This window comes from Yoonia maritima, from assembly GCF_043641945.1.
Taxonomy (GTDB): Bacteria; Pseudomonadota; Alphaproteobacteria; order Rhodobacterales; family Rhodobacteraceae; genus Yoonia; species Yoonia maritima_B.
On sequence record NZ_JBHZRX010000009.1, the window covers coordinates 82,956 to 101,367 of the forward strand.

Genomic DNA, 18,412 nt, shown 5'->3' on the forward strand with positions numbered 1-18,412 from the left:
GCCGCTCCGATCTGGGGTGGCCTTTTTTGTTGCCCAAATTGCTGTGAAGATGGCGTGATCGCGCATTCTCAACTTGAATGTTAACCGGACTGTCACGTAGCCTTGCCCGTAACCTAATGCTTTGCTGTGACCGGAGACTATGATGCAAGATCGACCAAAGGCCCGCGCTATTGCTTTAAAGCGCGAAAATGAATCGCGCGGCTTAATGCATTGGTTTGCGGGGTCTGTTGTTGTCTTTGGCGCACTGTTCGGGGCGGATGCATTGCGGGCCGATAGCCATGTTACGGTTATCGAAAGCCACGGCATAAACGAATATGATGCGCTAAAGTACGGGCCAGATTTTACACATCTCGACTATGTTAACCCCGAAGCACCCATCGGTGGAGAGATCAGCATTTCAACCAGTGGTACGTTCGACAATATGAACCCGTTTGCGACCCTTAGCGGCACACCGGGTTTGATGTCGTCGATCATGTATGAGCGGCTCATGACCTCAACGGATGATGAGGTTGGGTCAGAGTATTGCCTGTTGTGCACGACGATTGAGTATCCCGAAGATCATTCATGGGTGATCTTCCATCTGCGTGAGGACGTAAAATTTTCCGACGGTACGCCAATGACCGCCGCTGATGTCATCTATACGCATGAATTGCTCCGCGAGCAGTCAACACCGTCTTACCGCGCAGGAATCGTTCAGTTGGTCGACAAATACGAAGCGCTGGATGATTACACGGTCAAGTTCACTTTCAATGCAGATGCACCTGAACGTGGTCGTCTGTCACAGGTCGGTGGACAGCTTGTTATGTCTAAGGCTTGGTTCGAAGAAACTGGCGCACGGCTAGACGAATCACGGATGGAGACATCACCCGGAACAGGCGAATATATGGTTGGTTCAATCGATCCGGGTCGCCAACTTATCTATACGCGCAACCCTGATTACTGGGGCGCAGAGGTTCCTATCAATGTTGGCCGTGGCAACTATGATTCGATTCGTATCGAATATTTTGCCGATACCTCTGCCGCATTCGAGGCCTTTAAGGCCGGTGAGTTTACTTTCCGTCGTGAGAATAGTTCGCTGAACTGGGCGACCGCATATGATTTTCCAGCAATCGAAAAGAACTGGGTCGTGCGCGATACGCTAGATGATGGGACGCTTCCTGCCGCGACTGGATTTGTTTTCAACCTGCGCCGCGAGAAATTCCAAGATCGAAACGTGCGCCGTGCCTTGGGCTTGATGTATAACTTCACGTGGACCAACGAAAACCTACAATATGGTCTGTTCCAACAGCGCGAGAGTTTCTGGGAAAATGATCGTCTAAAGGCCGAAGGTTTGCCCGAAGGCCGCGAATTGGAATTGCTAGAAAGCGTTCGCGAGTTTCTGCCAACTGAAATCTTTACCGAAGAAGCCTTGCTGCCGCATCAAAGCGGAGAACGGGCGCTGGACCGCAACAACATGCGTCAAGCTCTCGTGTTGATGGAAGCCGCAGGATATACCAGCAGCGACGATGGTCTTCTGCGCGATGCAAATGGCAATACCCTGGACATCGAATTTCTTGAAACCCGTCAAAGCTTTGACCGTGTTATCACACCTTATATTGATAACCTTCGTCGGTTGGGCGTGAACATCACCTATAACCGTGTTGACCCATCGCAATATCAAGCGCGCACCCAAGAGAACGACTTTGATATGATGTTCAGCTACTATTCCAACGGCCTTCAAGAGGGACGCGGGATTACGCAAAAATTTGGCTGCGAAGACAAAGACGATGTATTCAACCCCGCTGGCTACTGTTCTGAAGCCGTTGACGAATTGGCGAATTTTGTAACCGCTGCGCAAGACTATGATGAAATGGCCGCTGCCGTACGTGCCATCGATCGGGTCATGCGCTACGACTACTATATCGTTCCCGTTTGGTATCTTGGGAAAAATTGGGTCGCCTACTACGATATGTACGAATACCCGAATAATCTTCCGGAGTTTGGCTTGGGCTACCTGGACTATTGGTGGATCAATCCGGAAAAGGCCGAGGCTTTGACGGCCGCTGGCGCGTTCCAGTAAAGAACTGACATGGGCGCCTATATTCTCCGACGATTGTTGCTCGTGATTCCTACGCTGTTAGGGATCATGATCATCAACTTTACACTTATCCAATTCGTGCCCGGTGGCCCGATTGAACAGATCCTCGCGAACCTCGAAGGGAACGGTGACGTTTTTGAGGGAATTTCAGGTGGGGGCGGGGACGCCAGTTTTGGTGGCGAAGCTGAAAGCGAATACATCGGTGGCCGCGGCCTGCCGCCTGAGTTCATAGCCGAGCTAGAGCGCGAATTCGGTTTTGATAAACCGCCGTTGGAACGCTTCTTGAACATGATGTGGAACTACATGCGTTTTGACTTCGGCGAGAGCTACTTTCGCTCGATCAGCGTGTTCGATCTGGTGATGGAGAAAATGCCAGTGTCCATCACGCTTGGGCTTTGGTCGACTTTGATCGCCTATTTCGTGTCTATCCCACTGGGTATTAAAAAGGCGGTACGCGATGGCTCTTCCTTTGATACGTGGACCTCTGGCGCGATTATCGTTGGCTATGCGATCCCCGGTTTCTTATTCGCGATCTTGTTAATCGTGCTTTTTGCAGGTGGTTCATACTGGCGTTTGTTCCCGCTGCGTGGCCTGACATCTTCGGATTTCGACCAACTCAGCCTGATCGGCAAAGCGGCTGATTACCTGTGGCACATCGCCCTGCCAGTCTTTGCCTCAACGATTTCCGCATTCGCGACGTTGACCCTGCTGACCAAGAACAGCTTCTTGGACGAGATCAAAAAGCAATATGTGATCACCGCCAAGGCAAAGGGCCTGTCAGAGCGCAAAGTGCTGTATGGCCATGTCTTCCGAAACGCGATGTTGATCGTGATTTCCGGATTTCCAGCGTTGTTCATCGGCGTGTTCTTTGGTGGCTCGCTGATTATCGAAACACTGTTTTCGCTGGATGGGCTAGGGCGTTTGGGCTTTGAAGCCGCCGTTGCGCGCGACTATCCCGTTGTCTTCGGTACGCTCTTTGCGTTCTCGTTGATTGGTCTTGTAGTTGGGATTATCACCGATTTGACTTACGTTTTCATCGATCCGCGTATCGATTTTGAGGCTCGCGGATGAAGATGCTATCGCCCCTAAACCAACGCCGCTGGCGGAATTTCAAGCGGAACCGTCGTGCGGTCTGGTCGCTGATTATCTTTAGCATACTCTTTGGGCTTTCGCTCATGGCCGAGTTCATCGCCAACGATAAGCCGATCGCCGTCAGCTATCGCGGCGAAATTCGGATGCCAATCTTTAGCTTCTATTCAGAGCGTGACTTTGGCGGCGATTTCCCGACCGAGGCGGTCTACAAAGATGCCGAAGTTGAATGCCTGATCGTGACGGGTGGGTTGGACAGCTGTTTCGACGACCCTGAAATTCTGATCCAAGCCGTTGATGATGGGCAGACGCTCGAGGGTGATTTCGATAAGGGCTGGGTCATATGGCCGCTGATCCCCTATTCCTATAAGACAATTGTGGATGTGAAGGGCGTTGCCCCAGCCCCACCAAGCGCAGACAATTGGCTAGGGACAGATGATACGAAGCGCGATGTTGTGGCGCGGGTCATCTATGGTTTCCGCCTGTCCATCGTTTTTGCGTTGATGGTGACAGTTGCATCGTCGCTGATCGGGATCGTCGCTGGTGCTGTTCAGGGGTATTTTGGTGGTTGGACTGACCTAATATTCCAACGTTTCATCGAGATTTGGACAGGAACCCCATCGCTTTATGTGATCATTATCGTGTTCGCGATCTTGGGGCGAAGTTTCTGGCTGCTTGTGTTTTTGACGGTGCTGTTCGGCTGGCCTGCTTTGGTCGGCGTTGTCCGGGCGGAATTCTTACGTGCACGCAACCTTGAATACGTGCGTGCTGCCAAGGCGCTTGGCGTAAGGGACCGTACAATCATGTTCCGCCACATGCTGCCAAACGCAATGGTCGCAACGGTGACGATGCTGCCTTTCTTGGTGACCGGTGCAATCGCGACACTGGCATCACTAGATTTCTTGGGCTTTGGTTTGCCTTCATCTGCGCCGTCCTTGGGCGAGATGACATTGCAGGCTAAACAGAACTTGCAGGCCCCATGGCTGGGCTTCACTGCCTTCTTTACCTTTGCGATCATGTTGTCGCTGCTGGTGTTCATCTTTGAAGGCGTCCGCGACGCGTTTGACCCGCGCAAAACCTTTGTCGCTGACGGCAAGGTTGATACGGCTGATCTGCCCTTTGGCAACGAAAACGGGGCAGAATAATGACTGCGGTATTAGATGTGCGCGACCTGCGCGTGGCGTTTCGCCAAGATGGCGGCGTGACACATGCCGTGCGCGGCGTGTCGTTTCAGGTCCACAAAGGTGAAACCGTTGCCTTGGTCGGTGAATCCGGTTCGGGAAAGTCTGTCACTGCTTTGTCTACGGTGCAGTTGCTAGACGACAGCGCGGTCATGGCCGGGTCGATCAAATACAACGCCGAGGAAATGGTTGGCGCAGATGAAAGCGCGCTGCGCCGCGTGCGTGGGAACGACATCAGCTTTATCTTCCAAGAGCCGATGACCTCGCTCAACCCGCTGCACACGCTTGAAAAACAGCTCGCGGAAAGCATCGAACTGCACCAAGGCATTCGCGGTCCGGCGGTGCGTGAACGCATCTTAGAATTGCTTAAGCGTGTTGGTATTCGCGATGCTGAAAGCCGCCTAAATGCCTATCCACATCAGCTGTCCGGTGGGCAACGCCAGCGTGTCATGATCGCGATGGCGCTCGCGAATGGACCTGAACTGCTGATCGCGGATGAGCCGACAACTGCCTTGGACGTGACCATTCAGGCGCAGATTTTGGAACTGCTTGCTGAACTCAAGCGTGACGAAGGCATGTCGATGCTTTTCATCACACACGACCTGACAATCGTGCGCAAAATCGCAGATCGTGTTTGTGTGATGAAAGATGGCGAAATTGTTGAGGCTGGCCCCACGGCCGAGATTTTTGCGAACCCGCAGCATCCCTATACACAAACGCTTTTGGCGGCGGAATCGACTGGTCTGCCAGAACCCGTAGCGCCGGATGCTCCGATTGTTTTAAGCACGGACAAAACACGAATTTGGTTCCCGATCCACGCAGGGCTTTTGAAACGTACTGTCGGCCATGTGAAAGCGGTGAACGAGGCGACGCTGAATATCAGGGCAGGGGAAACGCTGGGCGTTGTCGGCGAAAGCGGGTCGGGTAAAACGACGCTCGCGCTTGCTGTGATGCGATTGATCCGGTCTGAAGGACAGATCGCGTTTCAAGGCAAGGATATTCATGGCCTGAGCCCCAAACAAATGCGCCCATTACGCAGCGAAATGCAAATTGTGTTTCAAGATCCCTATGGCTCGCTTAGTCCGCGCATGACAGTGGCCGAGATCATTGCCGAAGGGCTGGGGGTTCACGGTGTTGATCCAGGTCGAAATCGCCGCGACATGGTGTCCGAGATCATGGGCGAGGTTGGTTTGGATCCGGCCACGATGGACCGCTATCCACATGAGTTTTCAGGCGGGCAACGCCAGCGGATCGCGATTGCACGCGCGATGATCCTGCGTCCTAAATTGCTAATTTTGGACGAACCCACCAGCGCATTGGATATGACCGTGCAGGTGCAGATCGTACAGTTGTTACGTGACCTCCAGCAAAAATACGGGCTGGCCTATTTGTTCATCAGCCACGACCTAAAGGTTGTTCGTGCCCTGTCACATAAGGTGATGGTGATGAAACAAGGTGACATCGTCGAGGCCGGTGACGCCGATGCGATTTTCGATGCACCGCAAACCGAATACACGCGCGCGCTGATGGCGGCAGCGTTTGAGGGTAAGGTGGTTTGAAAGGTCGAAATCTTGGAGCTAATTCCTTGAATGTGGAGTTAACAACCGTTCACCCACGGACCATTTTGGTGATTTAGCCTTTGTACAGAGCGACAGCTTCGAGCATGTTTTGAAACTCCATTTGATTGACCGCTGGCCAATGCAAATCCTCGTTGCGTGAATTGTAGAAGCTTTTGAGTGAACGATAAATTGGAAGAATAACTTCTTTGAAGTCTCCGGAGGCTTGGTAATAAACTACGTTTGAAGCTGATACGCCCTTATCGATAGTGATTGTGAAGACGTCAGTTTGACGTGCTATCGACATCAGGTAGTAAGCTGGCTCGAGGCTCAACCAGACCTGTCGCTTGTTCTCATAAGTGAGAAGCTGTGAAAGGGCGATCATGGTGTCGTTGATGAAGTCATTTGGAACATTAGATACGATCACTTCGAAGCGATGTATGTCGTCAGTAATCGTGAGTTCGACCCAACCATGTTCTGGTGTGCCCAGAGAAAATTTCATTTTAACTCCTGCACCAAAAGATGCGAGCAACTAGGTTATCTACCAGTATGGCCGAGTGGTCACGGTGAGATGTGACCCACTTCGAGTTTTATGCTGGCTTTCATCTTTCCACACGCAAGTGCGTGTGGAAAGAGAACTTATAATTAGCCCTCAGATCCAATCATGAAACATGTCGTGCCGCGTGCTTGTAGGCGGCGGCAGGCTAGATCGGCACCTTCACGGCTTAGCCCCATAAAGTTTGCATCAAACCCACCAGAGCGTTGCACGACCCGGCGGAGTGCGCCGTCTAATGTGCTCATCTCGTTCAAGGCTACGCGTAGCAGGACGCGTTCGGCGTCATAGCGGCTGTTATAACGCCCAACGTTCACGCCCCAATGGCGGCCGCCGGAGGTTGAAATACGCGTCACCACTTCTGGTCCGGCATCTGCGACAACGGCTACAGGTGCGGCAGGTTTGGCTGCGGGCGCTTCGACTGCTGCAACCGCTGTCGTTTGCAGACTCGCGGGGCGAAGATGTGGCGTTAAAACAGGTGTATCAGTAGCGATCAGCGACGCGATTGTGGGATCTGGTGTGGCGACTGTTTCGGGCGCAGCTTCGGCTACAACGACGGTTTCCGGTTCAGCTTGGGGAACTGGTTCTGCCATGGCCTCGACCAATGCTGCATTAATCGCGTCGTTCAGCACATCATCAACTGCTGGCGTTTCCGCTGCTGCGACCAAAATCTCGGCAACTGGCGAAGTTGGCAGTGGGCGCGCAACAGGACGTAGGCTGCGGCTAACAAGCCCAGATTTACGCGTTACCGAACGGCTTTGTGTTGCTGGCGCACTGGTTAGCATCGCCGCAGGTGGGTTTGGTCGACGGACGGTTGCCCGTGACGGCGCGCGGTTAAAGCCCATATCCATGAGTTCAGTGACGCGTGCGTTGCGGGCTGTTGTGGACGAGCCACCAAAGACGGTCACGATGATGCGTTCTTGGCCACGCTGCGCAGAGGCAACAAGGTTGAAACCAGCCGCACGTGTGTATCCAGTTTTGATGCCATCACCACCGTCATAGGCATCCAGCCAACGACGGTTGGTATGACGGACAGTTGCAATGCCAGCGTCAGCCGTGCGGCGTGAAAACAGGTTATAATACTGTGGGAAATCATAGATCACGTGGCGACCCAGCACAGACATATCGCGTGCTGTGGACATGTGACCTGATTGGGTCAGCCCGTGTGCGTTTATAAAGTTTGTATTGCGCATGCCCATTGCGCGGGCAGTCCGGTTCATGCGTGTGGCAAACGCTTCTTCGGATCCGGCGATGGCTTCGCCAATGGCGGTGGCCGCGTCGTTGGCGGATTTCACAGCTGCGGCGCGTAGCAGATAGCGCAGGCGGATCGTTTGCCCGGCGCGCACCCCCAGCTTGGAAGGTGGCTCTGACGCTGCGTTTCGGCTGATCCGTACTTCGGTGTCCAACGTGATTTCGCCGCGTTCGATCGCTTGGAATGCGATGTAGAGCGTCATCATTTTGGTCAACGAGGCCGGATGGAGCCGGGTGTCTGCATTGCGCGAATGCAGCACCTCGCCGGTGCGTGCGTCCATCACCATTGCCGCATAGGGGGCAGCAGCTGCGCTGATGGGCGCAAACAAAGTTACGATCAAGAATGCGAATAGATACAGCCCACTTAGGGCCAATTGTCCCGGACGACTTGCCACGTCGCTTGCCTCTTATATTTACTGCCTCTGGTCCCGAATTTTTTCGGTGACCTTATTGTTATGCAGAAACGCTAACATAAGTTCGGTTTTCAGAAAATACCCTAAATTCAAAGACTTTTCTGGTGATCATAATGCGACATTTGGCACATGTTGTGTCGGTCTTGATCCATGCCGCTAAATGCGTGATTCACATTTAGAACGAAGGGGTTTTCACACGCGATGAGTGTCCTATATATGATGCTCACCAAACAGGGCGAAGCGATGTTGGCTGATTTTTACATGATGGCAGATAAAAGGGACGACGACGATGGCGGCGACCTTGGGATTGCGCTTGAGACAAAGCCAAAGACCAAACGCCCCCCGATGTACAAGGTCATGATCCTGAACGACGATTTTACGCCGATGGAGTTTGTGGTCATGGTGTTGGAACGGTTTTTTGGCCTGTCCCATGCCCAAGCGTTTGAAATCATGTTGACCGTCCACAAGAAGGGTATTGCAGTCGTTGGTGTCTTTAGCCATGAGATCGCAGAAACTAAGGTTGCGCAGGTAATGGATTTCGCCCAGCGTCACCAACACCCTTTGCAATGCACGATGGAGAAAGAATAACGCCCGGTCGTTATTCGAAGTAACATGTCACAGTCTCGTTTAAGTACCGCCCTTGATGACGGCCTTCTCGTGTTGCCTGAAGGTAAGATCGCGATCATGCGGCCGTCAGCCACTTATGATGTCGCAGGGCTTGCCCGTGATCAGGTACAGATCGTCCAGGGGTTCTATCCTGATTACACCGCTTGGGAAAACGCGGGTTATCCTGTGTCTCAGGACGTTCCAAAGGTTTCTGTCGCGATTGTTGTGGTCCCTCGGGCCAAGGCGCTGGCCCGTGCTATGGTGGCGCAGGCTTGTGAAATGGCTGATTTGGTCGTCGTTGACGGCCAAAAGACGGATGGCGTCGATAGCATATTCAAAGAATGCCGCAAGCGTCTGGGCGCTTTACCGTCGATCACCAAGGGGCACGGTCGTATCTTTTGGTTTGCTGCGACGGATGCTTTCGCTGATTGGGTCGCCCCGCCGCCAGAAAAGGGCGAGCACGGGTATTTCACCACGGCTGGTGTGTTCTCAGATGGAACTATCGATGTTGGATCTGCGTTGCTTGCCGCTGCGCTTCCAGCGAAATTGCCCGCGCGGATGGCCGATCTTGGGGCAGGCTGGGGATACCTTGCAGGGCCAGTTCTTGAACGTGCAGGCGTGCAATCACTTGATATGATCGAAGCAGAAGCGCTGTCAGTTGCTTGCGCCAAGATGAATGTGACCGATCCGCGTGCGACCTTACACTGGGCCGATGCCACGCAATTCCACCCTGATGCCGCCTATGACGGTATCGTTATGAACCCACCGTTTCACACGGGCCGGGCCTCTGATCCGTCGCTTGGCCGTGCCTTTATCCAATCTGCTGCCCGTATGCTTGCCCCGCATGGCAAGCTGTGGATGGTTGCGAACCGCCATCTTCCTTATGAAACAACCTTGTCCGAATGTTTCCGTAATGTGGACATGATTGGCGGGAATGGTGCGTTCAAGATTTTTCATGCCAATCGGCCACTGCGCTAGCAAGGCTAAGGAGTAACGCGATGTCCTTTTCTATCTCTGGCAAGACAGCCATTGTCACGGGCGCTGCCAATGGTGTCGGTCTCGCGATCGGTCGCCATTTCGTGCAAGAAGGCGCGAACGTTGTATTCGCTGATATGGACGAAAAAGCGCTGTGCCATGAAATGGGCGACGCCGCTGATAAAGAAGAGAACGTGCGCACCTTTGCGGGCGACCTACGCAAAAAGCTGACAATCGCGAACCTGCTTTCTGCGACGATTGACGCGTTCGAGCGTGTCGACATTTTGGTGAACGCATCGCGGCAGGTTCTGAAAACTGATCCGCTTGATCCCGATGACAATAGTGTCGAAGAGCTGTTACAGCAAAATACACTTACTGCCCTGCGGGTTAGTCAGGCGGTTGCACGCCGGATGATCAAACAGGCTGGCGCAGAACCGTCTGGCCAAGTGGGATCCATTGTGAACATCAGCTCTATCGCTGCGCGCCGTACGCATCCTGAATTGCTTGCTTACTCGGTCAGCTCTGCTGCGCTTGAACAAATGACCCGGTCAATGGCTGTTGCATTGGCGCCGAACGGTATCCGTGTGAACGCGGTTGCCTTTGGCAGCGTTATGAGTGCGAGCCTGAAGGGATCATTGAAAGAGTGCGAAGAGGATCGCGAAGCAATCGTGGAAAGCACACCATTGCACCGTATCGCAAGTCCGGGCGAGGTATCTGACGCAGTTCAATACCTATCGTCAGAGGCGTCCAGCTTTGTGACTGGTCAGATCATTACTGTCGATGGCGGCCGGACCCTATTGGACCCGGCAGCGGTTTCCTGTCACTGATTATTCAGGATGCATCGCGATACACTGCGCGACCATTTGATCGGAATTGGCCTGAGCTTCGATAAGGCGGCGTTCTAGCTGCTCTAGCTTTGTTTGCTCGGCGTCTAGATCAATCGAAACTGGCCGCGTTGTCGTGAAGGTTTCTGTTTCGTTGCATGGGTATGTAAAGATTTCGTCGTTTTCGTTTTCCGCACGACACGTCTTTTTTAGCGTGCGCACATCAGTGCTTTCGGCGAGCGCATAGCCACGTGCCAGATTACCCCGCGCCTCGCTAATCAAGTTGCGTAAAACATAGACATCGCGGTTAGCACTGCTGATACACTGTTCGCGCGGCGTAGCGCAGGCAGTCAGCGCAAGAAGGGGTAGAATGAATAGGGCGGGGCGCATGGTATTCTCCGGGGCTTGATCTAGATCATCGTTAGCTGATTGATATCCTGCAAAGAACCTAAGATAGAGTGTTATTCAATATCACAGCGCGAAGGGGCAGTCATGTCAAACGGATTTGAAGCGGAAAAGAGCAAAGCATCGGCTTGGTTTCGTACATTGCGTGATGAGATTGTGACTGCCTTTGAGGCGCTAGAAGACCGCCAACACAGCGATGCGCCCGCAGGCCGGTTCGAAGTGACCGAGACTAAGCGCGCATCTGATAACGGTGCGGATGCTGGCGGCGGGCTAATGTCCGTGATGCGTGGTGGCCGCGTGTTTGAAAAGGTCGGTGTGAACGTTTCGACTGTATATGGCCAGCTTGGCGAGGCCGCGCAGAAATCTATGGCTGCACGCGGTGTTCCCGGTATGGATGAAGACCCGCGCTTCTGGGCGTCGGGAATTTCCTTGGTTGCGCATATGCAAAATCCGCATGCTCCGGCAGTTCACATGAACACCCGCATGTTCTGGACGCCCCATGCATGGTGGTTTGGCGGCGGGTCCGATTTGAACCCATGCATCGAATACGACGAGGATACCGCCCATTTCCATGCTGTGCAGCAGGAATACCTCGATCCGCATGGCGATGATCTCTATCCACGCCTAAAGGAATGGGCCGACGAATATTTCTACATCCCGCATCGCAACCGCCCGCGTGGGGTGGGGGGCATATTCATGGACGATCGTTGCACAGGTGACTGGGAGGCGGATTTCGCACTTACCCAAGACATCGGGCGCGCGTTCTTGCCCGCCTATGTGCCGTTGGTTGATAAGCGTCGTGAAACCGTTTGGACCGACGCTGACAAAGATACGCAACTGATACATCGCGGGCTTTATGCTGAATATAACCTTGTTTACGACCGCGGTACCAAGTTCGGGCTGGCAACGGGGCACGATGCAAACGCTGTACTGATGAGCCTACCCCCGATGGCCAAATGGGTCTGAGCGGCATCGACCCCGCGGCGCTGCTTGCCTTTGCAGGTACTGCGATGCTGATTGAATTAACCCCCGGTCCCAATATGGTTTATCTGGCTGTTGTCGCAGCTAGTCAGGGGCGTAGGTTAGGGTTTGCTGCTGTTGCAGGCGTCGCACTTGGCCTCGCGCTGGTAGGAGTCGCTGCGGCACTTGGTTTGGCGGCGATCATCAATGCTTCTCCTACTTTATTTCAGGCACTGCGGTTTGGTGGCGTGGCTTACATGCTATGGTTGGCGTGGGATGCCTGGCGCGATGCAGACGAACCGGTGAAAGAGGTCGCAGGCGGAATCGCTGCGCGTACCTATTTTCGACGTGGCATGATTACCAATCTACTAAATCCAAAGGCAGCGGTATTTTATGTCGCCATTCTTCCTAGCTTTGTTAGCCCAGGAACGACGGTGATGTCCCAGACGCTTGCGCTATCCGCTGTGTTCGTTCTCGTTGCAACCACGATCCATGCAATAATTGTCGCTATGGCGGGGACGGCGCAGGTTTTGCTAGAAGACGAAAAACGTAGCCAATTTATTCGACGCGCGCTTGCGCTTGCGCTTGTTGGTGTCGCGCTGTGGTTCGGCTGGTCGACGACGCTTAGTCAACCGTAACAAATTTAGGTCCGTCGATGCTGCGCCCTTGCGTTTCGGGCGACGGCGCAACCTCTGCTGGATTACCTTCCGCGATCTGCCGCAGCATCATCCCAGCCAATTCTGGAGAAATCTCTCCATTTGTTGAATCGCTAAGCATCCGCGCGGCGCGTTCCGGGGCAAAGTGAACCATGGCGCGCGCAACGCGCATGGATGTTAGCCCCTCTGGACGCTCCACGCCAAGCGGCGCAGAAAGTGCGGACCTTTCAACGGCGGTTGCAGGTACAAGCCCAATCCAGCCAATGACCATGATCATCAGGCCGACCCAAGCGCTGCGTATGCCATGAAAAACGAGGCGCAGCGTCAGAGGCAATTGCAGCCTAGCCACCGCGCACAGTGTCTATCATCAGTTGGACGTTGTCTGGGTTTGCATCAGGTGTGATCCCATGCCCAAGGTTAAATATATGTGGGCCTTTGCTAAAGGCATCGCAAATACGGCGCGTTTCAGTGACCAAATCTTGGCCGCCTGTGACCATGTGTGATGATTTCAGGTTGCCCTGAACGCAGCCGTCAACTTGTACATGTTCAGCGGCCCAAGCCGCATCAACGCCGTCGTCCACCGCAACACAATCTGCGCCGGTGGCAGCATGCACACCAGCGTATCTTTCACCCGCGCCACGCGGAAATGCGATGACGGGAATGCCCGGGTGCTTTTCTTTCAGCGCTGCGGTGATGCGCTGCATCGGTTTAATAGAAAAATCCGCGAAATCGTCCCCTTGCAGGGATCCAGCCCAGCTATCGAATAATTTCACGACTTCGGCACCAGCCTCGATCTGCTTGGACAGATAGGCAATCGTGCCTTCGGTAATCCGGTCCATGATACCTTCGAAAACCGCACGGTTTTCTGCCTTGAGCGCGTGGGCTGGTCCCTGATCTGGGGTGCCTTGGCCGGCGATCATATAAGTTGCGACTGTCCATGGTGCCCCGGCAAAACCGATGAGCGTCGTTTCCTTTGGCAATTCTTGCGACAGGATTTTGACGGTTTCATAAACCGGGTTCAATGTGTCGTGGATGGCCTCAAGGGGTTTCAACTGGGCTAGCTCATCTGCGGTGGTGGTGGTCGACAGCCGTGGGCCTTCGCCTGTCACGAACCAAAGGTCCGCACCCAATGCTTGGGGCAGCAATAGGATGTCTGCGAACAGGATCGCCGCATCAAATCCGTAACGGCGAATTGGCTGAAGCGTGACCTCGGCCGCGAGTTCAGGGTTATAGCACAGCGACAAAAAGTCGCCCGCCTGCGCACGGGTTGCTTTGTATTCTGGCAGGTATCGTCCGGCCTGACGCATCATCCAAATGGGCGGGGTATCCAAAGTTTCACCCGCAAGGGCACGAAGGATGGTTTTTTGCTGCGTCATAGGGTCGTCCTTTATATTGCAACGGTGGTCCCAATTGCATGGCTTATTGTCAAGCTAGATCGCGGTCGCTAACAAACCACCATGACATTTGAAATGCCCACACCCGCCCAGACCTTTAAGATCGGAACCCGTGGTTCGCCGCTCGCATTGGCGCAAGCGCATGAGACGCGCGACCGCCTGATGGCCGCCTTCGATCTGCCCGAGGATGCCTTTGAAATCTGCGTGATCAAGGTCACTGGTGACCAAATCCAAGATAAACCACTGCGCGAGATCGACGGTAAGGGGCTATTCACCCGCGAAATCGAAGAAGCATTGTTGGATGGTGGTATCGATATTGCCGTGCATTCAACCAAAGACATGCCCGTCGCACAGCCGGGTGGGCTTGTGATGGATACGTTTTTGCCGCGCGAAGATGTTCGTGATGCGTTTGTTTCGCTCAAGTACCAAAGCCTGTCTGACCTGCCTGACGGGGCCGTTGTTGGTACGTCCTCAACCCGGCGCCGGGCGCAGCTTGCAGCGCGCTTTCCAAAGCTGAAAGTGGTAGAGTTTCGTGGCAATGTTCAGACCCGCCTTAAGAAGTTGGCAGATGGCGTGGCCGATGCAACGTTCCTTGCGACTGCGGGATTGCGCCGCTTGGGCATGGATGATGTGCCTTACACACCAATTTCACCTGACGATATGCTGCCCGCAATTGCGCAGGGTGCGATTGGGATCGAGCGGCGGCTAGACGATGCGCGTGCGCAGACGATGCTTGCTGCTATTCACGATGGGTCAACAGGTCAGCGGATCGCGGCAGAGCGGGCGTTTTTAGGCCGTCTTGATGGATCGTGCGAAACGCCGATTGGGGCATTGGCCGAACTTGATGGTGATCAGCTACGCCTGCGCGGCGAGATCTTAAGCGAAGATGGATCGCGCGTTCTAACGGACGAAGCGACCGGGCATGTCGCAACTGGCCCTGATATGGGGAACGCGATGGCACTGCGATTGTTGTCTCGTGCAGGGCCTGATTTCTTTACGCACTAAGAGTTCTGACGGTCGATCCACAAAAGGCTAACCGCGCCTGCGATAATCACAAACGCCCCCATAAACGCGGCGATGTGGTAACCGCCGAGCCACGTGCCAAGCGCAAAGATCACAGCGGCCAGTCCTTCAGAGACAAGCCGCTGTAGTGCGACCAGAGATGCACCAGCGCCCGCGCGTGAGCCTAGTAGGTCCTGAAGGTAAGTGATGGTCAGCCCGTACAGCAGGCCCCCACCAATCGCGACTGGTAGGATCAAAACCCATACCAGCGCGAATGGCGCAAGCACTGGCAGTAGCCCAAGGAAAACCGCATAGAAAGCTGCGCCCATAGCGATGATATGCAAGCGACGCATATAACGAAGCAGCGGGCTCACCGTGAACATCACGACCACTTCGAGTGCGACAAATGTCCCAAAGAAAAAACCAACATCACCCGGTCCACGCCCGCTGGCCTCACTAAACACAAGCGCAAGCAACACGCCCATCAGCGTTGAACCTGTATGGATCGCGCCCATCCAAAACAGCCGCCAGACGATATTGGACGCCAAAACCTCGCGTAGGGACTGCGTAAAGCTGAGCGTGGATTTTTCTTCGGTCCATGGGGCGTTAGCATCTGCAGGCCACTCAAAATAAACCAGCGCGGTCATGGCGAGCATAATCAGAAGAACAACCGGGTAGAGTGTGGTCAGTTGAACGCCACTATCAAACGCCCAACCCCATATGGGGAGGACGATGATAAACGGCACGGCAAATAATGCGCGTATCGTTGATGTCAGGCTATCACGTGTCGATGCGGGTAGATGCGACGTGTATAGGCGCATGACCGCAAAGACTTGGCCAAAGATGGTCCCACCCAACGGCATGATCAGCACATGTGCGATTAAGAATGCTGTGAGGTTGCCAAATGTCCAAACGAGGAAAAGTGCAGAGCAGATTGCGCCCATAGCGATAAGAGCAAAGACTCGCCGTAATGGGTGCCGGTCCGTCAAAATGCCAACCCCAACAGAGGTTGCTACCGAAACCAGCAAGGTAGCGGTCATCTGTAGCGCGAACATTTGGTCGCTAAGGCCAAAAAATGTGATCCCTAGTAACGAAACATAGGGTGCGAATGACGCAACGAAGACGCCAAAAAGCACGGCGCACGCGCTGAAAAAACGAAGCGTGCGATCATGCCATAGCTGCATCATGTCGGTGGGATTACCTTACCGGGGTTCAAGATGCCTTTGGGATCTAACGCAGCCTTGATCGCGCGCATTGCATCAAGCGCGACGGGGTCTTTGCGACGGCGCATCGTGTCGAGCTTGGAAATGCCCACCCCGTGTTCTGCACTGAATGACCCGCCCAATTCTTGCACGACATCTTCGACGGCTTCGACCATGGCTTTCATTGCGTCAGGGTCGTTGCGGCTAACGAATGTGGTATGGTGAATGTTGCCATCGCCCAAATGGGACACGATGACCTCGACACAGTTTGGATCGATTGCCTTTAGGCGTGGGGTGATTTCGCGTTCAAATGTCGCGACCTTGTCCAAAGGCACGGCAATGTCAGTGTTCACAAAGGGATCACCCTTAACAAGGATTTCGCCGGCTTCTTCACGACGACGCCACATCTCTGTCCGTTGAGATTCGTTTTGGGCGATGACGGCATCAAGTACGCGACCATCCTCTAACATAGTGCCTAACGTTTCTTCGAGATTCGCAACCACGGGTATTTGGCCGTCTGGGCCGGGCGTGGCGTCGCGCTGTGCTGTTGCACCAATTTCTATCAGAATATTCACGTCGTAGCTGTCATCGAATGGGGGCTTTGCTCCTTCCATGATCGCGATGTGACGGTCGATATAGTTGCGGGGCATATACTCGAATGCCTCGACTGCGCCGCCAGTGCTATCTTGCATGGTGTGTAGCAATGACAGGGCGTCATCTAGTGATGGTACTGCGATCATGGCTGTCGCATAGGCGCGGGGCTTTGGCTTTAGCTTCATGACCGCTGCTGTGATGATGCCCAATGTCCCTTCGGCCCCGATCATCAGGTGGCGTAGGTTAAGGCCAGAGTTATCTTTGTGCAGCGCGCTCATCAAATTCATGATGCGACCGTCGGCCATGACGATTTCTAGCCCCAAACACAAATCGCGCGTGTTGCCATAGCGCAGAACGTTTGATCCACCAGCGTTTGTAGAAAGCACACCACCGATCATTGCCGATCCCCGTGCACCAAATGTCAGCGGAAAGATAAGGTCATGCGCGTCAGCCGCGTCGTGCAAGCTGGATAGTATGACGCCAGCACCAACAGTCGCGGTACGGCCAGCGACGTCGATGTCATCGATTTTGTTGAGGCGATCAACAGACAAGACCAGAGCATCAGTCGCCAAGGTCGCCCCAGTCAGCCCCGTATGCCCGGACACAGGAACCACAGGCGTTCCCGTAGCATAAGCGAGCTTCATAATCTCGGATATTTCTTGGGTAGATCCAGGACGAAGCACCGCAAGTGGTTCACCTTTGTATCGGCCGGTCCAGTCAGTCGCATAGGGGGCTGCATCCGCCCCAGTCAAAACTCGCTCGCTGCCAATAATCGCGGCAATATCGTCGCAAATGCTCATAGAAATATTCCTCCCGTCCTCGTGTGAAATAGCTAGCGCTAAAACGAGAGCAGCGAAAGGTCGATGGTGTGCTTGGTGTGCTTGGTGTCGTGGCGATTATTGGTCCGGGGCGCTTGGCCCGAAATGCGCCGTTGTAACGACCAAAGTTAACAAGATGCATATCCCGATTGTAATCGCGATTGGGACCCAGCCGTTTAGTACGATGATTTTTAGCAGCACAAGCCCGAGAGCGATTCCCGACGCGACCCGGACCAAAAAGAACAAAAGCAACCAGACACCAAGCAGCATGAGAACCCAGAGGTACCCATTGTCGAAATAGGCACCATATCCCATCGGCTCTAGCAATATGGTTAAAGTTTCAATTGGTTGCGCCGGAATATTGTACAGGCCGACGAAGCTAATTGCGCAGAGGATCAGCCCTGCGAGAGTACAAGCAATATACGAAACATAGTTCATGTAAGAACCTAGAACACCAAATAAACAGCCTGTGAGAGCTTAGGCGATATTCTCAGGTTAATAAACCCTAAACGGAGTGTTTGTGCGTGCTTGCAGCTGCTGCGTGCGTAGGTCGGGGATTTGCGGAATTATGCGGTCAGCCTCGCACAATGCTGCACAGTCTTGCGCATCCATTGTGCGATAGCTTTTCCGCGGACGTTTGAGGCAGGAGAACCAACAACAAAACCAACACTCAACAGGGCAACTAGTACTACATCAAACATTCGATTCTCTCTTTAATGGCCTTGTGGTGATTAAGGGTCACCACGTTCAACCGCATGGTGATATATTTGCCTGAAATTTCACCAATTTAAAATATGCCCTTAAGTACAGTTTTAGATCATTGGAATTAGATGCCCTATCCGTTCGGATAGTTTGG

General features: G+C 53.8%; 18 protein-coding genes. 10 read left to right on the forward strand and 8 right to left on the reverse strand.

Features of this window, described 5'->3' with window-relative positions:
* Window positions 1–205: 205 nt before the first annotated feature.
* Genes ACHUEV_RS16740 through ACHUEV_RS16755 form a run of 4 tightly spaced genes read left to right on the forward strand, consistent with a single transcriptional unit; the run spans window position 206 to window position 5,906 of the window.
* Window positions 206–2,059, forward strand: a complete 1,854-nt coding sequence (locus ACHUEV_RS16740) for an extracellular solute-binding protein (RefSeq protein WP_394181907.1) — start codon at window positions 206–208, stop codon at window positions 2,057–2,059.
* Window positions 2,060–2,068: 9 nt separating this feature from the next.
* Window positions 2,069–3,148: a microcin C ABC transporter permease YejB gene (locus ACHUEV_RS16745; RefSeq protein ID WP_394181909.1), complete on the forward strand. Its 1,080-nt coding sequence runs from the start codon at window positions 2,069–2,071 to the stop codon at window positions 3,146–3,148.
* The gene (locus ACHUEV_RS16750; protein WP_394181911.1) at window positions 3,145–4,311 is read left to right on the forward strand and encodes an ABC transporter permease; all 1,167 of its coding nucleotides are present in this window, start codon (window positions 3,145–3,147) and stop codon (window positions 4,309–4,311) included. Before ACHUEV_RS16745 ends, ACHUEV_RS16750 begins: the two co-directional genes overlap by 4 nt.
* Window positions 4,311–5,906: an ABC transporter ATP-binding protein gene (locus tag ACHUEV_RS16755; protein WP_394181913.1), complete on the forward strand. Its 1,596-nt coding sequence runs from the start codon at window positions 4,311–4,313 to the stop codon at window positions 5,904–5,906. Before ACHUEV_RS16750 ends, ACHUEV_RS16755 begins: the two co-directional genes overlap by 1 nt.
* A 73-nt stretch (window positions 5,907–5,979) precedes the next feature.
* Here the strand turns inward: ACHUEV_RS16755 and ACHUEV_RS16760 are convergent, their stop codons facing one another.
* A complete protein-coding gene (locus ACHUEV_RS16760) occupies window positions 5,980–6,405 on the reverse strand; it encodes a hypothetical protein (RefSeq protein ID WP_106356344.1) in 426 nt (141 codons plus the stop codon).
* A 143-nt stretch (window positions 6,406–6,548) separates the two neighbouring features.
* Window positions 6,549–8,102 (reverse strand): D-alanyl-D-alanine carboxypeptidase family protein, encoded by a 1,554-nt coding sequence (locus ACHUEV_RS16765; protein ID WP_394181915.1) that lies wholly within the window; start codon window positions 8,100–8,102, stop codon window positions 6,549–6,551.
* Window positions 8,103–8,363: 261 nt separating this feature from the next.
* Here ACHUEV_RS16765 and clpS point away from each other — a divergent pair, with 261 nt between their 5' ends.
* Genes clpS through ACHUEV_RS16780 form a run of 3 tightly spaced genes read left to right on the forward strand, consistent with a single transcriptional unit; the run spans window position 8,364 to window position 10,528 of the window.
* On the forward strand, window positions 8,364–8,708 hold the full coding sequence (clpS, locus tag ACHUEV_RS16770) for an ATP-dependent Clp protease adapter ClpS (RefSeq protein ID WP_394181990.1): 345 nt from the start codon (window positions 8,364–8,366) through the stop codon (window positions 8,706–8,708).
* A gap of 24 nt (window positions 8,709–8,732) precedes the next feature.
* Complete coding sequence (locus ACHUEV_RS16775; RefSeq protein ID WP_394181917.1) at window positions 8,733–9,704, forward strand: class I SAM-dependent methyltransferase; 972 nt, start codon at window positions 8,733–8,735, stop codon at window positions 9,702–9,704.
* Window positions 9,705–9,724: 20 nt separating this feature from the next.
* The gene (locus tag ACHUEV_RS16780; protein ID WP_394181919.1) at window positions 9,725–10,528 is read left to right on the forward strand and encodes an SDR family NAD(P)-dependent oxidoreductase; all 804 of its coding nucleotides are present in this window, start codon (window positions 9,725–9,727) and stop codon (window positions 10,526–10,528) included.
* Here the strand turns inward: ACHUEV_RS16780 and ACHUEV_RS16785 are convergent, their stop codons facing one another.
* Complete coding sequence (locus ACHUEV_RS16785; protein ID WP_394181921.1) at window positions 10,529–10,915, reverse strand: hypothetical protein; 387 nt, start codon at window positions 10,913–10,915, stop codon at window positions 10,529–10,531.
* 102 nt (window positions 10,916–11,017) lie between these two features.
* On the opposite strand from ACHUEV_RS16785, the gene hemF reads away from it, so the two are divergent.
* Complete coding sequence (gene hemF / locus ACHUEV_RS16790) at window positions 11,018–11,896, forward strand: oxygen-dependent coproporphyrinogen oxidase (RefSeq protein ID WP_394181923.1); 879 nt, start codon at window positions 11,018–11,020, stop codon at window positions 11,894–11,896.
* Entirely contained in the window at window positions 11,887–12,528 is a 642-nt protein-coding gene (locus ACHUEV_RS16795) for a LysE family translocator (RefSeq protein WP_207766533.1), read from the forward strand. The genes hemF and ACHUEV_RS16795 overlap by 10 nt, the downstream gene beginning before the upstream one ends.
* On the opposite strand, the gene ACHUEV_RS16800 is transcribed toward ACHUEV_RS16795, so the two are convergent.
* Entirely contained in the window at window positions 12,515–12,823 is a 309-nt protein-coding gene (locus tag ACHUEV_RS16800; RefSeq protein WP_394181926.1) for a hypothetical protein, read from the reverse strand. The two genes, ACHUEV_RS16795 and ACHUEV_RS16800, sit on opposite strands and share 14 nt — an antisense overlap.
* Window positions 12,824–12,887: 64 nt before the next feature.
* Entirely contained in the window at window positions 12,888–13,922 is a 1,035-nt protein-coding gene (gene hemE / locus ACHUEV_RS16805; RefSeq protein ID WP_394181928.1) for a uroporphyrinogen decarboxylase, read from the reverse strand.
* Between the two features lie 81 nt (window positions 13,923–14,003).
* On the opposite strand from hemE, the gene hemC reads away from it, so the two are divergent.
* A complete protein-coding gene (hemC, locus tag ACHUEV_RS16810; RefSeq protein ID WP_394181930.1) occupies window positions 14,004–14,945 on the forward strand; it encodes a hydroxymethylbilane synthase in 942 nt (313 codons plus the stop codon).
* Here hemC and ACHUEV_RS16815 read toward each other — a convergent pair.
* From ACHUEV_RS16815 to ACHUEV_RS16825, 3 genes are all read right to left on the reverse strand, one after another.
* Window positions 14,942–16,129, reverse strand: a complete 1,188-nt coding sequence (locus ACHUEV_RS16815; protein ID WP_394181932.1) for an MFS transporter — start codon at window positions 16,127–16,129, stop codon at window positions 14,942–14,944. The two genes, hemC and ACHUEV_RS16815, sit on opposite strands and share 4 nt — an antisense overlap.
* Window positions 16,126–17,538, reverse strand: a complete 1,413-nt coding sequence (locus ACHUEV_RS16820; protein WP_394181934.1) for an FAD-binding oxidoreductase — start codon at window positions 17,536–17,538, stop codon at window positions 16,126–16,128. The genes ACHUEV_RS16815 and ACHUEV_RS16820 overlap by 4 nt, the downstream gene beginning before the upstream one ends.
* Before the next feature lie 96 nt (window positions 17,539–17,634).
* Complete coding sequence (locus tag ACHUEV_RS16825; RefSeq protein ID WP_394181936.1) at window positions 17,635–17,994, reverse strand: hypothetical protein; 360 nt, start codon at window positions 17,992–17,994, stop codon at window positions 17,635–17,637.
* Between the last annotated feature and the right edge of the window lie 418 nt (window positions 17,995–18,412).

Excerpts from the sequence above, each read along its gene's own strand:
- ACHUEV_RS16760 (WP_106356344.1), bottom strand. The coding sequence starts at position 6,405 with ATGAAATTTTCTCTGGGCACACCAGAACATGGTTGGGTCGAACTCACG.
- ACHUEV_RS16795 (WP_207766533.1), top strand. The coding sequence starts at position 11,887 with ATGGGTCTGAGCGGCATCGACCCCGCGGCGCTGCTTGCCTTTGCAGGT.
- hemC (WP_394181930.1), top strand. The coding sequence starts at position 14,004 with ATGACATTTGAAATGCCCACACCCGCCCAGACCTTTAAGATCGGAACC.
- hemE (WP_394181928.1), bottom strand. The coding sequence starts at position 13,922 with ATGACGCAGCAAAAAACCATCCTTCGTGCCCTTGCGGGTGAAACTTTG.
- ACHUEV_RS16755 (WP_394181913.1), top strand. The coding sequence starts at position 4,311 with ATGACTGCGGTATTAGATGTGCGCGACCTGCGCGTGGCGTTTCGCCAA.
- ACHUEV_RS16785 (WP_394181921.1), bottom strand. The coding sequence starts at position 10,915 with ATGCGCCCCGCCCTATTCATTCTACCCCTTCTTGCGCTGACTGCCTGC.
- hemF (WP_394181923.1), top strand. The coding sequence starts at position 11,018 with ATGTCAAACGGATTTGAAGCGGAAAAGAGCAAAGCATCGGCTTGGTTT.
- ACHUEV_RS16820 (WP_394181934.1), bottom strand. The coding sequence starts at position 17,538 with ATGAGCATTTGCGACGATATTGCCGCGATTATTGGCAGCGAGCGAGTT.
- ACHUEV_RS16775 (WP_394181917.1), top strand. The coding sequence starts at position 8,733 with ATGTCACAGTCTCGTTTAAGTACCGCCCTTGATGACGGCCTTCTCGTG.
- ACHUEV_RS16740 (WP_394181907.1), top strand. The coding sequence starts at position 206 with ATGCATTGGTTTGCGGGGTCTGTTGTTGTCTTTGGCGCACTGTTCGGG.
- clpS (WP_394181990.1), top strand. The coding sequence starts at position 8,364 with ATGTTGGCTGATTTTTACATGATGGCAGATAAAAGGGACGACGACGAT.
- ACHUEV_RS16780 (WP_394181919.1), top strand. The coding sequence starts at position 9,725 with ATGTCCTTTTCTATCTCTGGCAAGACAGCCATTGTCACGGGCGCTGCC.
- ACHUEV_RS16800 (WP_394181926.1), bottom strand. The coding sequence starts at position 12,823 with ATGATCATGGTCATTGGCTGGATTGGGCTTGTACCTGCAACCGCCGTT.
- ACHUEV_RS16815 (WP_394181932.1), bottom strand. The coding sequence starts at position 16,129 with ATGATGCAGCTATGGCATGATCGCACGCTTCGTTTTTTCAGCGCGTGC.
- ACHUEV_RS16745 (WP_394181909.1), top strand. The coding sequence starts at position 2,069 with ATGGGCGCCTATATTCTCCGACGATTGTTGCTCGTGATTCCTACGCTG.
- ACHUEV_RS16750 (WP_394181911.1), top strand. The coding sequence starts at position 3,145 with ATGAAGATGCTATCGCCCCTAAACCAACGCCGCTGGCGGAATTTCAAG.
- ACHUEV_RS16825 (WP_394181936.1), bottom strand. The coding sequence starts at position 17,994 with ATGAACTATGTTTCGTATATTGCTTGTACTCTCGCAGGGCTGATCCTC.